The organism is Kribbella sp. NPDC051952 (assembly GCF_040680855.1).
In the GTDB taxonomy this organism is placed as follows: Bacteria; Actinomycetota; Actinomycetes; order Propionibacteriales; family Kribbellaceae; genus Kribbella.
On sequence record NZ_JBFAXQ010000021.1, the window covers coordinates 107,011 to 121,638 of the forward strand.

Consider the following 14,628-nt stretch of genomic DNA (forward strand, 5'->3'; position numbering starts at 1 on the left):
ATACTGCCGCCCGCTGTTGCACAGCTGTTGCACGGCGTTGCAACGCCGCTTCAGGCACCTCGTCCAGGCAGCTCAGGCACCCCGTCCGGCGGCGACCTGCTCGGCCTCGGCGAGCAGCCGGGCCTCGGCCGCGGCGTACTTCTCCAGCGCATGGTTGGCCCGGTACCCGAGGTCCACGGACCGGGCGAGGTACTCCTCGGTCATCGCGTCGACGGCCTCCGGCGCGGCGCCGCCGAGTGCGCTACGGGTGGCGACGATGGCCCGCGGATCCAGCACGGTCCGGATCTCCTCGGCATCGAGGCCCAGTGTCCGCCCGACCACCGAGGTGGCGGCGCGATCCAGATCCTCCGAGGTGATGTCGACCCCGCGAACCCCGCGCCCACTGGCGTCTCGAACCACCTCACCGACGACCAGGTACGCCGCTCGGTAGTCCAGCCCGCACCGGAGCATGACGAACTCGGCCAGGTCCGTGGCCTGCGTGTACCCCTCCTCCAGACGCTCCCACATCCGCGCCTCGTTGACGCTGAGGGTGTCGACCACGCCCTCCATCAGGGCAGTGATCCGGGTGGCGAACTCGACCGCCTTGGGGATCTCGCCGTACGCGAAGATCAGGTTGTCGCTGCGGGCCGAGGGACTCTTCACCACGGCCAGGAATCCGGTCAGCCGTCCGATCAGGACGCCGCCACCACCGCGGACGATCGAGAGGGCGTACGGGTTGCGCTTCTGCGGCATCAGGACCGACGCCCGGGTGTACGGCCCGGCCAGATCGACGTAGTCGAACTCCTGGCTGGACCAGATCTCCAGGTCCTCGGCGAGCTTGGACTGGTTGGACAGCAGGCTGACGCTCGTACTGAGCACGTCCACGAAGGTGTCGGTCTGCCACATCGCGTCGCGGGTGTGCGTGATGACGTCGTCGAACCCGAGCAGGTCCGCGATCACGCGCCGGTCCGCCAGCAACCGGCTGCCGTTGACGCACCCCGCGCCACCGGGGCTGGTGTTGAGCTGGGACAGGGCATCCAGCAGGCGTTCGCAGTCCCGGATCGCCGGCGGCGCGAACCCGAGCAGGTAATGGCCGAACGTCGAGGGCTGAGCCTGCTGGAGGTACGTCTGATCCGGCATGTAGACCTCGCGGTACTTCGCCGCGGTCCGGCAGGTAGTGGCCGCGAACTCCGACGCACCGACCGCGAGCCGGGCGGTCAACCCGCGCAGCAGGATCCGGAGCGCGACCCGGGCCGCCTCCCGCCGCGGCCGGCCGGCGTGCAGCCAGCCGGCGTCGTCCCCGATGGTGGCGACGAAGTGCCGCTCCCGCGAGTTGTACGGCTCGCCGTACGCGGCGTCGTACGGGAAGTCCTCCGGCTTGGTCTGATGCGTGTCCAGCAGTACGCCGAGCAGCGACGCGGCGGCACGTTCCGGGATGATCCGGCGGTGCCGGAGGTCGAGGACGTGCGCGATGTCGGCCATGTTCAGGCCGTGGTGGAGCAGGGGCGCGTCGGCGATCTCCCAGGCGAACCCGGCGTCGATGAGCTGCTGGGCAGGACCGTCCTTGGACGGGCCTTCGACCCGGCGGGCCGAGTTCACAGCGGTCATGACGACGCCTCCTTGCCGACCACCGATGGTGTGGTGGTGAGTTCGTCGGCGGCGGCGAGTGCCCCACCGGTGCTCCAGTACAGGACGGGTCCGGGAAGCTCGTCGCGATGGCCGTTGAGCCAGTACAGCGCCTTCGCGTTGTAGACCGGGTCGGCGACGAAACCGCTGTACGCCAAGAGGGTCCGGGCCAACTCGTCCGCCTCGGGCCAACCACCGCCGTACCCGGGTCCGCGTCCGTCGACCACGCGCCACGGTGGTGGCGGACCGGCGGAGCCGATAAGTTCTGCGCATTCCGCCGTACGACGTGAGACCTGTGCCTCGATCTCGTCGACGGGCCGGGAGACGGACACGCCCACGACGTCGACCTGCGTGGATGCGAGTCCCGCGAGCAATCCGGCGATGCTGCCGCCCGAACCGACTGGGATCACCACGGTGATGCCGCGGTCGCCCAACTGCTCGATCAACTCAGTCGCGGCGACAGCGAATCCGCAGGCACCGATCGGAGTCGCTCCCCCGCGCGGTACGACGTACGGACGCCGGCCCTCGGCGCGCAGGCGACCCGCCAGCTCGCCCGCGTACTGATCCATGCTGCTGCGATCGGCAACGCCGGTGAACTCGACCCGAGCCCCAGCCCGTTTCGACAGTGCCAACGCGGCCGCACCACCGCGCGGTTCGCCGTAACAGACCTGTACGACGTCGATCCCCTGGCCGGCCGCCGCCACCGCCAGCAAACCGGCGAAGTTGGAGGTTGGTCCACCCGCAACCACGATCGTGTCGGCCTGCAGCGACAGCGCGTCCCCGAGGACGTATTCGAGTGTCCGCACCTTGTTGCCACCCCAGGCGAACCCGGTCAGGTCGTCGCGTTTGACGAGGAGGTCGCGCAGGCCCGGCGTACCGGCGAGATCCGCGACCTGCTGCACCGGGGTCGGGAAGATCCCGAGCGGCACCCGCGGGAGATCCGCTAGCGCCACGACGAACCCTCCCTCGCGCGGCGGCGGACGGCGCGGGCCACCACCTCGTCGGCCATCTCCGCCGCGGCGCCGGTGTCGAACCGATCAAGCTCAGCCAGCTCGCCGGCCTCGATCTGACCTTCGAGTACGGCGGTCAACGACAGGCCGGAACCGATTGCGACCCGGTACGCGTCCTGCAACGTGGCCTGCGCCGTGTGCTTGCCCAACCGGGCCGACATCACGCTCAACAGCCGCTCGGAGGACGCGGTCCCGGTCGAGCGCAGGTTCGCGAGCATCCGCTCCGGGTCGACCTCGAGATCGCGCACCAGGGTCCTGGTCATGCCCGCCGCGGCGAGCGCGTAATGGCTCAGCTCCGGCAACACCGCCCACTCCGTCTTCCACGACCGGCCGTCCCGCTCGTGCTCGCCGATCGACGTCTCGCTGAGGACGCCGGCCGACGATCGGACCAGCCTGGCCAGCGTGACGATCTGCTCGGACACCTCGGGATTGCGTTTGTGCGGCATCGAGATACTGCCGACCGTGGTCGACGCCGTCGGCTCGCGAACCTCGGCCAACTCGGCGCGCGCGAGCACGTAGACCTCGTTCGCGATCCGGGCCATCGCATTGACCGCCGAAGCCAGCACCTGCGCGAACTCCGCCAGCCGATCCCGCGTCGTCAACCACGAGATGGCCGGCTCGACCAGCCCGAGCCGCTCGCAGAACGCTGCTCGCAGTGGCATCGCCTGTTCCCCGAAGAACCCGAGTACGCCGACCGCTCCGCCCAGCTCGCCCACCAGCCACCGATCGCGACCCTGGCCCAGGCGCTCCAGGCTGCGACCGACCTCGTCGGCCCACGTCGCGGCCTTGAACCCGAAGGTGATCGGCGCTCCCGGCTGACCGTGGGTGCGACCAACCATTGGCGTCTCGCGATGCTGTGCGGCCAACGCCAGCAGGTCCGCCTCGATCGCCCAGAGCTGCCGCCAGAACAGCTTGCCGACCTCAGCGATCTCCAGCACCTGCGCGGTGTCGGAGATGTCCTGAACCGTGATGCCGTAGTACACATGCTCGGCCGCGTCCGTCGGCAGCAACCGTTGCAGCACCTGGATCAGGCCGAGGGTCGAGTGCGAGGTGGTCCGCGTGCCTTCCGCGATCGCGTCCAGATCCAGCTCGGTTCCGCGCAGCCCGGCGATCGCGGTTGCCGAGGAGGCCGGGATGATTCCGACGTCCGCCTGCGCCTCGGCGAGCGCGATGATCACGTCGAGCCAGCGGGCGACCCGGGCTCGCTCCCCGAACATCGCGCGGCTCTCGGCGGTGCTCCACTGATGCCCGAAGATCGCGGAGTCGATCAGATGTGCGTCCATGCCACCCCCGACCGTTCGACGATCGTCTCGATCGCCGCGCGTACCTCGGCCAGCGAGGCACCCCACGGCACGACCGTCGCGGTGGGCGTCGTCTCGATGCCCTCCTGGAGCAGACAGCACCGGGTCAACGTGCGTGGATCACCCGTGGCCAGCCATTGCCGCGGACAGATGTCGACGCGTTCCGGCGTACTGCCGTAGAACCATTGGTGGATCTGGTTGGAGCGTTCACACCCGAGCAGGGTCCAGTCCCGCACCGGCGGTCGCTCGTCCAGGAACGACACGGTGCTGCCCGGGAACTCCATCCCCGAACCACGACAGGGAATCAGCACATCCTGGGGAGGCACGTCGTACGCCTCGGCAAGCAACTGACGACTGTCGACCAGATCGGGTACGACGACCACCGGCGGGAGGTCCTCGGCCGTGGCCAGCACGCGGCGGACCTGGTCGAGCAGCTTGGCTGGTCCCGGTGGAATCACGTCGATCAGCCGGATCCGGAGCGGAGCCGGGTTGAGGATGAAACTCACGTGCGAGTACGAGCCTTCGACCACCACGCAGCGCATGCCGGGAAACGCCTCCGCGGCCTCGGCCAACTGCGACGGCACCCCGGTGTCGACGGTCTCGTCCACAAGGACGGCACAGTCATCCGGTCCGGCCAGCACCCTGGCGTCGGCGGTCAGCGTGAACAGCTCCGGCGACGGCCTGCGATCGACCTCCACCAGCGCTACCCGACCCTCGTGCCGGGCCACGACGAACCGGGTCCGGAAGTACACCTCGCGGTCGGTGAAGTGGTCGACCAGCCAGGCCGAGTCGAGCGTCGGTACGGCGGCAACCGCGACCTGCCGGTACCGGGACGGGACCACGTTCGGCGCGGCCAGATCGGTCGGCCGGCTCTCGATCCGCTCGTCAGTGCGCACGGACCGAGCTCTCCAGCCCGGCGCCGATCCCGATCGTGTCGGACCGGAGTCCACGCCGCAGTGTCTCCAGGCCCATCACGTCGTCGAGCGCGATGTTGCCGAGGTTCACCTCGGGGCCGAGCCGGCGGATCAGGACCGCCTGCTGCGATCGCTGCGGGGCCTCGTAGATGAGCAGCCCGGCTGCGGCCGATGCGGCGAGCCGGTCGAGCAGGTCGTCGCGCAGTTCGCCGCCCGCGTCGTACAGGCCGACCGTGCCGCTCTCGCGACCCTCGGCGACCAGCCAGCTTGCGCCCGCCTCCAGGTCGCTCTCGAGCTCGGCCGTCCACTCCGCCGCGGACACCACGTCGCCCGGGTTCTTGCTGCCGACCTCGGCGAAGACCTCGAAACCGAGTGACCGGGCCTGCCGGATGATCCGGTGCTTCTCGGCCAGCAGCATGTCCGTGCTGCCCCGCGACACCTCGACAGACTCGAATCCGGCCCAGGTGGCGAACTCGAAGAACTCGTCCACCCGGTCCTGCAGCCAGGCGATCTCGAGCAGGGTCCCGCCGGTGCAGGGCTTGACCTGGTGGTCCCGCAGTACCCGGACCTTCTCGGCCAGCGCGGGCTCGATGTACGCCGTCCCCCAGCCCAGCTTCCAGACGTCGATCCAATCCGGGTAGGCCGAGAGCACGGACACCACGCGATCCAGGGAATACCCTTTGTCCAACACGTGAGTGAGCCCGCTCGACCGGGGTTTGGCGGGGCGCTCCGGCAACGTGAGGAAGCTCGGACCAGCACCAGCCATGACGCCCGCCTCTCCAGCCGACTCGCCAGGAGGACTCCCGCCCTCCACTATCAGTGATGTATTTATATCATAGGAAACGAACGAGGCCGGCGGAGAGAGTCCCGCCGGAAACGATGACAGGCAGGCGGAGGGGAGCGTCAGATGTCCAGTGCTACGACGCTCTCGACCGTGTTCGTGCTCGGTCCTCTCGAGGTCACCGACGCGAACGGACGCCCGCTCGGGCCAGTGCCCGCAGGCAGAGCCGGCGTACTACTCCGCCGACTGGTAGCCGGAGGCGGCGCACTGGTAGAGATCGACGTACTGGTCGACGCCCTCTGGGGTGACGAGGCCCCCCACACCCCCGACCGCGTGATCGCATCCTTGGTCAGCCGGGTCCGCCGAGCCATCGGATCCGACGTCATCACCGGCTCCTCCTCCACCGGCTACCGCTTCAACCAAGGTCGCTCCTGGACCAGCGACCTCGCCCTGCTCGAGGAGCTGACCAAGTCAGCGCAGGCCCGCGCCACCTTGAGCCCAGCCGTGACGGTGACCGCTGCTCGACGCGCCTTCGGCCTCCTCACCCGCGGCCACCCGGAGCTCCCACCCACCTTCGCCCAACGCAGCTGGGCCGAGGACCAGCAGCGGCACGTCGACGCGCTGTCCCGCCGGCTGAACCGAGCCAGCTGGGAGGCCCAAGCGCAACTCGGCCTCTGGAGCGACATCGCGAACCAGGCCGAGTCCGTGCTGTCCCACTCCCACCACGACGAACAGGCCGGCCGCGCCCTGATGAACGCCCAGTGGCATCTCGGCGACCGCGCGTCCGCACTGCGCACGTACGACGAACTCCGTCTCGAACTGCGCAACGAACTGGAGGTCGAGCCCAGCCCGGAGACCGATGCCCTGTTCAGCGCGATCGTGAGCGGTGCCGACCCCGGACCGGTCAGCGTTCGACGGCCATCTGCCGTGGCGGGCTCTCCGGCGCTGATCGGACGGCAGGACGAGTACGCCGCAATGGTCGAACGCTGGCACCACGCGACCGCCGGGCACGCCGGCGCGATCGTCGTCACCGGAAGCCCCGGGTCCGGCTGCTCATCGCTGGCCCAAGACCTGGCCGACTACGCCGAACGTGGCGGCGCCCGCGCGATCCGGGTCGACTGCTTCGAGGGCGAGCGCTCGTCACCACTCCAGCCGCTCGTCACCGTGCTCGGCCGAATCCTGCTGTCCACCGCCCCCGATGCCTTGCCCGCGCTGCTCGGTTCCTGGACCGACACCGCGGTCGAACTGGTTCCCGATTTGCGGGACGTGATCGAGACGACCGAGTACCGGCGTGCGAGCCCGGAGATCGAGCACCGGCGGATCCTCAACACACTGCGGCACGTGTTCGCGACGACCGCGGCCGACCAGCCGTTGCTGCTGTTCTTCGACGACCTACATCTGGCCGGGACTGCCACGGTCGAGGCGGCGCAGTGGCTGCTGCACAGCAGTCAGGACGTGCCGCTCCTCGTCGTGGCGACCGTACCGTCGGACCGCCTCGATGCCGAGCTGCGCGCACTCGCGGACAACGGTCAGCTGATCGAGCTCGGCCCGCTCGTCGAGTCCGACGTGGCCCTGCTCGCGAAGCAGGCGGGTAATGCCACCAAGGCCGCGTTCGTCTGGGAACTGACGCAGGGCCACCTGATGTTCGTCGTCGAGGTGCTCGCCGCTCTCACCCGCGGCGAGAACGAGTCGGCGATCCCGGCCACCCTGCGCTCGATGGTGCTAGGCCGGGTACGACGCAGTGGCAACGACGTCGAGGAACTACTCCAGTCCGCCGCGGTGATCGGGACCGCCTTCGATCTCGAGACCCTCGAGCAGCTCGTCGGTCGCCCGGCCGTCGACCTGATGCCCACGCTGCAGAAGGCGATGGCCGCCGGACTACTTGCCTCACGCAACGAGTTGTTCGTCTCCTCGCCACCGATCCTGGGTCAGGCGCTGTACGACAACCTGCCCGGCCCGGTCCGGGTCCTACGGCATCGTCAGCTGGCCGAGATCTTCTCGGCCCGGCCGGAGCTGCGGGCTCACCATCAGGAACGCGCCGGCCTGACCGCCGCGGCCGCAAGGTCTTGGTACGAGGCAGCCACGCTGGCGCGCCGGTCCTTCGCAAACGCCGACGCCGTCCGCCTGTTCACCTCAGCGCTGGACACGGCCCGAACAGCAGGCGATCAAGAGCTTGAGGGCCTCGCCTTGATCGGCCGCGGCGCCGCCCAAGAGGAGCTCGGCCGCTTCGATGCGGCGATCGAGGACCATCAAGAGGCCGAGGCGCTGGCTCTGGCCCGCGGCGACCGCTCGTTGCGAGCCACTGCGGTCGAGCGGCTCGGCTGGACGGCGTACTACCGTCGTGATGTCGAGGAGGCGGTGGCGCGAGCCGACGAGGCGTCCCGGATGCCCGGTGCCCGGCCGAGCGCGTGGAATCTGCTCGGCCGGACCAAGCATTGGGCGGGCGATTTCGTTGCCGCCAACCGCGCGTACGAACGTGCTCTGAACGAGAACGGTGACGAGGACGGTGCCGTGAAGGCGTCGGTGTCGAGTTGTCTCGGCGCCCTGCTCGCCCACGCCGACCGGTACGGCGAGGCCATCGAGGTGCTCGACGACGCGGTCGCGATCTCGAACAACATCGGCGCGTTCCATCCGTTGCTGCGCGCACTGTTCTTCGCCGGCCTGGCCCGCGGCAATGCCGGAGACCTGTCCGGCGCCCTGACCGTCCTGCAGACGAAGGCCGCGATTTTGGAGCGGTACGACGTTTCCTTCTATCGCGCCCGGACGAACACGACCCTGGCCTGGGTGTGGCGCGAACTGGGTGAGCCGACTCGGGCACACGATCTGTCCGAGCTGGCCCTGAGCCAGTCGCGCGAGGTGGAGGCGGGCAGTCTGCAGATCGAGCAGGAGCTGCATGCCCTGTGCTCACTCGCGGACAGCGAGCGCTTGGACGGGCAACTCGACCGCGCGGCCGAACGCCTGGACGCGGCCAGCAAGCTGATCGAGCACTGGCTGCCGTTCCGGTGGCGCGCCGACCTCCGGGTCCGCGAGGTGCGTTGCCGGATCGGGCTCGACGATCCGGACGCACTGCTCGAAGCCGCGCGGGCGGCCAGTTCACTCAAGTACCAGGCATTGGCGCTGCATCTGCTCGGCCGAGGCGAAGAGGCCGCGACCGTCGCCCGGCGGACCGGTTCGCTCCTGCTGCTCGGTGAGGTCGGTGCACCCGACGAGGCCCACGAGGCCTTGCGCCGCCTGGAGGCGACGCTCCCCCGCCAGCTCAGGGCCTGCTTCGCACAGGCGGGCCGGCTCCCGCGCGCCATCGCGTGATGGCAGCACCCCCGCCCGTGGCGGTGGCAGCCAGACCGATACCCCACAGCAATGCCACACCGGACGACCCACCGATCGCCGACACCGTGGCCGCGGCCCGATCGAACCCGAACCGATCACCCGCCGCCGCTCGATCGACCAGGTCATGCACCGGCGCCAGACTCTGACCGCGCGCGGCCCAGGCCAGGAACGACCGGCTGAGATTCGTCGTGGCCGCCGCGTGCGCGACCTCGGCCAGCTCACCCGGATCGTCCCCACGCCAGGCGTGCACGAGCAAGATGCCCGCAAGTACGTCGTCGCCGGTCGGGGTCAGGCCACCACCGCGACCCTCGAGCAGCTCCCGAGCGGCCGTGAGTTCACCGGCCGCCACAGCACGTCGTACCGGCTCCCAGTAGCGACTGAGATCCTCCGGGATCTCCAGGCGCTCGCGCATGGCCCGCAGGACCGGGGCCGCCAGCTGCAGCTCGGACGGACCGGGCAGCCGGGGCGCATAGACGGCCGCCCGGGTGAGGTCGATCTGCCAGTCCGTCGAGCGCAGCCGCCCGCCGTCCCGCCACACCGCGAGTCCTTCCGGCAGGTGCGCCGGAAACTGCTCGACGATCAGATGGATCGGCCCGGGCGACACGGCCGGCCCGGCCACGGCGTACATCTCACCGTCAACCTGCACGTAGCAACCGTGTCGGAAGGTACCTACGACAGTCCCGTACGCGCCGTCGGCATGAGCCGCGGCGACGCCTTGCCCGGCGACAACCGGCGCGAGCTGGGTAGTCACGTCAGGCGTCGGTCGAGATCGAGCAGGGCTTCGGTGAAGCAGTCGATCGGCGCCCAGGCCACCCCGGCACCGACCTGTCCGGTGCCGTCGGTCGCATGGATGATGCCGGTGTTCACCGCGGGTGTGATGCCGAGCTCGACCACCTTGCGTACGTCGACACCGACCGGCGTACCGACGTTGTCGAGGATCGGCAGCCGGAACCGCGGGCTCTCACCCGCACAGATGCGCTGCATGCTGCGCGTGGCGGCGATGGCATGGGACATCCGGCCACCAAGGAAGCCGGCTACCGCAGGAGAGTTCGCCGCCGCCGGCCCGCCTAGTCCGACGAGCTCCAGGACGGCGCTGTCACCGATGTCGGGCGCGCTGGTCTCCGGGCCGAAACCTGGGTAGTACAAGGCATCCTGGATCGGCGGCGAAGGCGCGAGGAACCAGTCGTCCCCTCCCCCGGCCAGCCGGACGCCGTACGTCGTACCGTTGCGCGCCATCGTGGTCACGATGCTCGAGTCGGGCACCTGTCCCGCCCACTCCACCAGCGACTTCGCCGCAGCCATGGCCACGTTCAGGAACATCAGGTGGTTGCCACTCAGGAAGGTCGCCACCTCAGCGGTCGCCGGATGCGTACCGCGAACCAGATACGGCAGCAGGTCACGCAGGAACAGGTTCGTGGTCGCCTGCACCCGCATGTGTACGTCGTCACCCATCGGAACACCCTGTGCGGCAAGGGCAAACGCGTCGACCGGCCCGTGGTTGGACAACGCCTCGGCCAGCACCGGCCCAACCTTGTCCCGGACGAACACGATCCGTTCGATCGCCGCGTCACTGTCGACGCCGAACCACTGCACCGGCCCGGACCCCTGGTTGATACTCGAGTACGCCGTCGTCCCGCCAAGCTCGTTCTGTACGACGTACACCGGCGCCGACGGTCCGATCGACGTCGCCATCGGGACCACCGTCCGATGCTCGTTGGCCGGCCTGAGCCGAACCTCCCCCGACTCGACCAACCGGCCGGCCGCTTCGACGTCGGGAGCCCAACCCTCGGCCACCACGGCTGCCCGCACCGAGCGCTGCAGCGGGTTCGGCATCTGGTCGAACGCGATCGACGGACCGCAGTGCAGGATGTCGCGCTCTCCCATGCCCGGGACGACAGTGCCCGCGGTGTCGATGCCGACCAGCAACGGCACGCCCTCGTTGAGCCGGCGGACCACCTCGGCGTTGGCCTCGTCGACCCTCGCCGCCTGCGGACCGAGCAGCCGGGCCAGCGCCGCCACGGTCCGGGCGTCACCACCCCCGGGGATCCGCCAGTCCACGCCGATGACCGGCCACCCCTGGTCGCGCAACGCGCTCTCGAACAGCGGAAGCCCGATGTTGACCACCTCAACGGCGGCCGGCAGCTCGACGACGGGAGTCTGACTCATCAGGTGGCCTTTCACGCGGTGGCGGCCGGGACGGAAATCTCTCGACCGATATGAGCATCTACTATAGGATACGGATCATGACCGGGCCAGCCCTGACCAGCGCACCATCCGTGGACGACGTCGTGGCGATCGTTCGCCAGCACGCCGGCGTCTCGGGGAAGGGCGCGATCGCTCAGGTCAGCGCCTTCTTCGACACCTCCGATCCCCTGCACGGTCCGGGTGACGACGGCGCCGTGGTCGAGCTCGATGGCGCCCGCGTGATCGCCTGTGGTGAGGCGATCGCCCCTGGCTTCGTCCGGCAAGACCCTTATGGCGCAGGCGTTGCCAGCGTTCTTGCCAACGTCAACGATGTCGCCGCGATGGGCGGGATCCCGAAGGCCATCGTGAACACGGTGGTCGGCCGCGACGCCGACCTGACCGAGGTGCTCCGCGGGATGTCGGATGCCGCAAAGATGTACGACGTACCGATCGTCGGCGGCCACCTGACCCGCGCGGACGCGGACACGTCGTTGTCGGCGTTCGCGCTCGGGCAAGTGCGATCACCTTTGTCGATGGCGCACGTACGGCCGGGGCAGGCGGTGTTGTTCGTGGCTTGCCTGAACGGCACGATGCGGCCGGACTTCCCGTTCTTCACGTCGATCACCGAGCAGTCCGCGACGCTGGCTCGTGATGTGCGGCTGCTCGCGCAGGTCGCCGAGGACGGGCTGGTCTTCGCGGCGAAGGATGTGTCGATGGCCGGCGCACTGGGGTCGCTTGCGATGCTGCTGGAGTTCACGCGCTACGGCACTACGGTCGATCTCGCCCGGATGCCCATTCCGGCCGACACCGACCCATTGCGCTGGCTGATCGCGTTCCCGACGTACGCGTTCTGGTTGACGACTCCGGCGGATCGGGCTGCGGACTGCGCGGCCGTATTCGAGCGACACGGGTTGGCCTGTGTAGAGGTTGGTCGGGTGACCGAGGAGAGTCAGCTGATCGTGAAGAACGGCGACAGTACGGCGGTCCTGATGGATCTGGCCACCGAGACGATCACCGGCCTGTGGGCTTAACCGGCGCGCAGGTCCTGCACCTCGACGAGCGGTTCGAGTACGAGTTCCTCCGGACGACCGGGCCAGTCCAGGTCGGCGGCCTGGGTCACGTCGTACACCATCGGCTGATGATCCAGACCGCAGTACGGGCCGGGTGCGCCCGCCCGGGTCCAGCCCAGCCGTTCGAAGAAGCGGACGTTCGGCAGCTGGATCTGCGCGAGCATCTGCGCTCCACCCAGCGACTTGGCGGTCGCGACCGCGAACCGCACCAACTCGGCCCCGACCATCGACGACCGATGTGAGGGCAGGACCGCCAGGCGATCGCCCTGCCAGAGCTGACCGTCCAGCGGATACAGCCGCACCGTGCCGGCCGCGTTGGAACCCTGCGCGGACAGGACATGAACGGTTTCCGGATCGCGGTCGTGCGGGTCGAGATCGGTGAACTCCATGATTCGTTGCTCGAGCACGAAGACCCGCTGGCGGATCGCATAGTGCTTGGCGAGATCCCGGCCGGCCGCGCGCCAGACACCGATGTCGGTCATGACGCACTACGCACTGGTAGGCCACCGGGCATACCCAGCTGGATGGTTCGTTCGAGCGAACCCAGCGCCGAACAGGCCTGGCATCGCGCACAACCGGCCGTCACCTTGTCGGCGGTCAGCCCTCGCTTCACGAGTTCGGGCGCGATCTGCCGGGCGATGCTCTCGGTGTAGGCGCGGCTCGGCGGCACCGAGTCGGCCATCAGGCTGCCCGGCACCGGCCGCAGCGGCACGATGAACGGGTACACACCGATGTCGACCGCCCGCTTGCACCCGGCGATCGTGAGCTCGGGGTCCTCGCCCATCCCGAGGATGACGTACGTCGACACCTGCCCCTCGCCGAACCGCTCGACGGCGTACTCCCAGGTCTCGAAGTACCGCTCGATCCCGGTCCGGGCCTTCGGCGGCGCGACCCGAGCCAGTACGTCGGGATCGAACGACTCGACGTGGATCCCGAGCGAGTCGATGCCAAGGCCGTGCACCTTGTCGATCACGGTGAGGTCGGTCGGCGGCTCGAACTGCACCTCGACCGGCAACCCCGAGGCCTCTTTCATCGCATGTCCGCACTTGCTCACGTAGTACGCACCGCGATCCTTGCCCCAGGTCGAGCCCGTGGTCAGCGTGATGTCCACAGCGCCATCGAGATCGCGAGCAGCAACCGCCACTTCGGCGAGCTGCTCGGGCCGCTTCACCTTGACCGTGTTCCCCGACGCGAGCGACACTCCGATGCCGCAGAACTTGCACTGGTCGTCATTACCCCAGTACGCGCAGGTCTGCAGCACGGTGCTCGCCAGCGAGTCCAGATGCATCAACGCGAGCTTCCAGTACGGCGTACCGTCCGCGGTTTCCATGTCATAGAAGCGCGGCCGCCCAGCCGGAGTCGCGGACGCCAGCCGCACCCCGTCGCGGTAGATCCCGTGCCCGGAGTCCTCCGACTCGAGCGAATACGGCGTGTCCGCGACGTAGGCGGCGTCGACGGGGACGGTGACCGGGGTGCCTTCGACCCAGATCATGCCCGCGTCCGACGGACCGGCGCCACCGGGCCGACGCTCCAGTGGGCCCTTGACCGCGAGGCCCTTCTCCTGGAGTTCGAGGATCAGGTCACTCAGCCGACTGCCGTCGTCGACCGTGGCGATGGGGGTTCGGGTCTGCGCGGTCTGAGTCATTGCCACAATGTATCTCTTAACAGAGATATCCGTCTATCATCCGATACGATCGGCGGCAGCCAACTCCTCGACGACCTCCTGCAACGCGGCCTGGCCACTGCGGAAGGTCGAACTGTCGGAGTAGGTCAGGTCGGCGATACCCGGATCGTCGTCCACCAGGTCACCGGTAGTCAGGTCGAGCCGGATGACGGTCAGCGTGCAGACCGCGGCGCCCGTGCCGAGATCGGGCTGCACCGCAGCCACGATGGCGAGCCCGGACGTGACATGCATCCGGGTCGAGCCATAGGGATCCGCGAACCCGGCCAGCGGATCGCCTGACTCATGCAGGACGACCCAATCGGCGCCTTCCGCCCTGGCCGTCTCAATGAGCACAGTGCGAGCCCGCCGCGTCTCCTCCGACTGCAGGACGGTCTGGCGCAAGGCGAAGGCCGCACCCGCGACCTGATCCACCGGCAACGCACCGAGGGTCAGTCCGGCACGCTCCGCGGCCGCGACCACAATCCCGCCGGCCTCCGGCCAGCGATCGACCAACTCATCGGTCGAGGTCACGTCGTGCAGATCGTCGACGATCGCACGAACCAGCCGGATGGCGCGCTGATAGCGCTCGACGTCGCCACCACCGATCGAGTACAGCGACTGTTCCGACGCCCGCCAGGAGGATCGAAGGGCTCGGGCGGTCATCTCGTCAGTCATCGCGCATCTCCCGGATCGGTCTCGACGTCTACTATACGACACGTCCATCTGCTATGTTGTGCCCTCCGCAGCAGGCTACGCACAGCGCACGTGCATGA

Annotated in this window: 12 protein-coding genes; 2 read left to right on the plus strand and 10 right to left on the minus strand. The window is 69.1% G+C overall.

The annotated features are described in order from the left end of the window. Nucleotides 1-72: 72 nt before the first annotated feature. The 5 genes from AB0L70_RS31660 to AB0L70_RS31680 are packed head-to-tail and all read right to left on the minus strand — an operon-like array spanning nt 73 to nt 5,596. Entirely contained in the window at nt 73-1,587 is a 1,515-nt protein-coding gene (locus AB0L70_RS31660) for a lyase family protein (protein WP_363690436.1), read from the minus strand. Next, nucleotides 1,584-2,558, minus strand: a complete 975-nt coding sequence (locus AB0L70_RS31665; protein WP_363690437.1) for a pyridoxal-phosphate dependent enzyme — start codon at nt 2,556-2,558, stop codon at nt 1,584-1,586. Before AB0L70_RS31665 ends, AB0L70_RS31660 begins: the two co-directional genes overlap by 4 nt. Continuing rightward, nucleotides 2,549-3,898: an adenylosuccinate lyase family protein gene (locus AB0L70_RS31670; protein ID WP_363690438.1), complete on the minus strand. Its 1,350-nt coding sequence runs from the start codon at nt 3,896-3,898 to the stop codon at nt 2,549-2,551. Before AB0L70_RS31670 ends, AB0L70_RS31665 begins: the two co-directional genes overlap by 10 nt. After that, nucleotides 3,883-4,812 (minus strand): hypothetical protein, encoded by a 930-nt coding sequence (locus AB0L70_RS31675; RefSeq protein WP_363690439.1) that lies wholly within the window; start codon nt 4,810-4,812, stop codon nt 3,883-3,885. The genes AB0L70_RS31670 and AB0L70_RS31675 overlap by 16 nt, the downstream gene beginning before the upstream one ends. Further along, nucleotides 4,802-5,596, minus strand: a complete 795-nt coding sequence (locus AB0L70_RS31680; protein ID WP_363690440.1) for a phosphosulfolactate synthase — start codon at nt 5,594-5,596, stop codon at nt 4,802-4,804. The genes AB0L70_RS31675 and AB0L70_RS31680 overlap by 11 nt, the downstream gene beginning before the upstream one ends. Before the next feature lie 141 nt (nt 5,597-5,737). On the opposite strand from AB0L70_RS31680, the gene AB0L70_RS31685 reads away from it, so the two are divergent. Beyond that, on the plus strand, nt 5,738-8,917 hold the full coding sequence (locus tag AB0L70_RS31685; protein ID WP_363690441.1) for an AAA family ATPase: 3,180 nt from the start codon (nt 5,738-5,740) through the stop codon (nt 8,915-8,917). On the opposite strand, the gene AB0L70_RS31690 is transcribed toward AB0L70_RS31685, so the two are convergent. Continuing rightward, nucleotides 8,868-9,584 carry a DUF2877 domain-containing protein gene (locus AB0L70_RS31690; RefSeq protein ID WP_363690442.1) on the minus strand — a complete coding sequence of 239 codons (717 nt, stop codon included), beginning with the start codon at nt 9,582-9,584 and terminating at the stop codon, nt 8,868-8,870. The genes AB0L70_RS31685 and AB0L70_RS31690 overlap by 50 nt on opposite strands. A 101-nt stretch (nt 9,585-9,685) precedes the next feature. Beyond that, nucleotides 9,686-11,104 carry a DUF1116 domain-containing protein gene (locus tag AB0L70_RS31695; RefSeq protein ID WP_363690443.1) on the minus strand — a complete coding sequence of 473 codons (1,419 nt, stop codon included), beginning with the start codon at nt 11,102-11,104 and terminating at the stop codon, nt 9,686-9,688. Nucleotides 11,105-11,181: 77 nt separating this feature from the next. Between AB0L70_RS31695 and AB0L70_RS31700 the strand changes: the two genes are divergently transcribed. After that, complete coding sequence (locus AB0L70_RS31700) at nt 11,182-12,153, plus strand: AIR synthase related protein (protein ID WP_363690444.1); 972 nt, start codon at nt 11,182-11,184, stop codon at nt 12,151-12,153. Here AB0L70_RS31700 and AB0L70_RS31705 read toward each other — a convergent pair. From AB0L70_RS31705 to AB0L70_RS31715, 3 genes are read right to left on the minus strand one after another with little or no spacing between them, the layout of a single operon-like run. Next, nucleotides 12,150-12,674 (minus strand): MSMEG_0567/Sll0786 family nitrogen starvation N-acetyltransferase, encoded by a 525-nt coding sequence (locus AB0L70_RS31705; protein WP_363690445.1) that lies wholly within the window; start codon nt 12,672-12,674, stop codon nt 12,150-12,152. The genes AB0L70_RS31700 and AB0L70_RS31705 overlap by 4 nt on opposite strands. Next, the gene (locus AB0L70_RS31710) at nt 12,671-13,837 is read right to left on the minus strand and encodes an MSMEG_0568 family radical SAM protein (RefSeq protein WP_363690446.1); all 1,167 of its coding nucleotides are present in this window, start codon (nt 13,835-13,837) and stop codon (nt 12,671-12,673) included. Before AB0L70_RS31710 ends, AB0L70_RS31705 begins: the two co-directional genes overlap by 4 nt. Nucleotides 13,838-13,873: 36 nt before the next feature. After that, nucleotides 13,874-14,530 carry a hypothetical protein gene (locus AB0L70_RS31715; protein WP_363690447.1) on the minus strand — a complete coding sequence of 219 codons (657 nt, stop codon included), beginning with the start codon at nt 14,528-14,530 and terminating at the stop codon, nt 13,874-13,876. Nucleotides 14,531-14,628: the final 98 nt, after the last annotated feature.

What these genes read in the sequence shown, in the direction of transcription:
- AB0L70_RS31715 (WP_363690447.1), bottom strand. Translation starts at nt 14,530, where the DNA reads ATGACTGACGAGATGACCGCCCGAGCCCTTCGATCCTCCTGGCGGGCG.
- AB0L70_RS31705 (WP_363690445.1), bottom strand. Translation starts at nt 12,674, where the DNA reads ATGACCGACATCGGTGTCTGGCGCGCGGCCGGCCGGGATCTCGCCAAG.
- AB0L70_RS31695 (WP_363690443.1), bottom strand. Translation starts at nt 11,104, where the DNA reads ATGAGTCAGACTCCCGTCGTCGAGCTGCCGGCCGCCGTTGAGGTGGTC.
- AB0L70_RS31660 (WP_363690436.1), bottom strand. Translation starts at nt 1,587, where the DNA reads ATGACCGCTGTGAACTCGGCCCGCCGGGTCGAAGGCCCGTCCAAGGAC.
- AB0L70_RS31670 (WP_363690438.1), bottom strand. Translation starts at nt 3,898, where the DNA reads ATGGACGCACATCTGATCGACTCCGCGATCTTCGGGCATCAGTGGAGC.
- AB0L70_RS31680 (WP_363690440.1), bottom strand. Translation starts at nt 5,596, where the DNA reads ATGGCTGGTGCTGGTCCGAGCTTCCTCACGTTGCCGGAGCGCCCCGCC.
- AB0L70_RS31685 (WP_363690441.1), top strand. Translation starts at nt 5,738, where the DNA reads ATGTCCAGTGCTACGACGCTCTCGACCGTGTTCGTGCTCGGTCCTCTC.
- AB0L70_RS31700 (WP_363690444.1), top strand. Translation starts at nt 11,182, where the DNA reads ATGACCGGGCCAGCCCTGACCAGCGCACCATCCGTGGACGACGTCGTG.
- AB0L70_RS31710 (WP_363690446.1), bottom strand. Translation starts at nt 13,837, where the DNA reads ATGACTCAGACCGCGCAGACCCGAACCCCCATCGCCACGGTCGACGAC.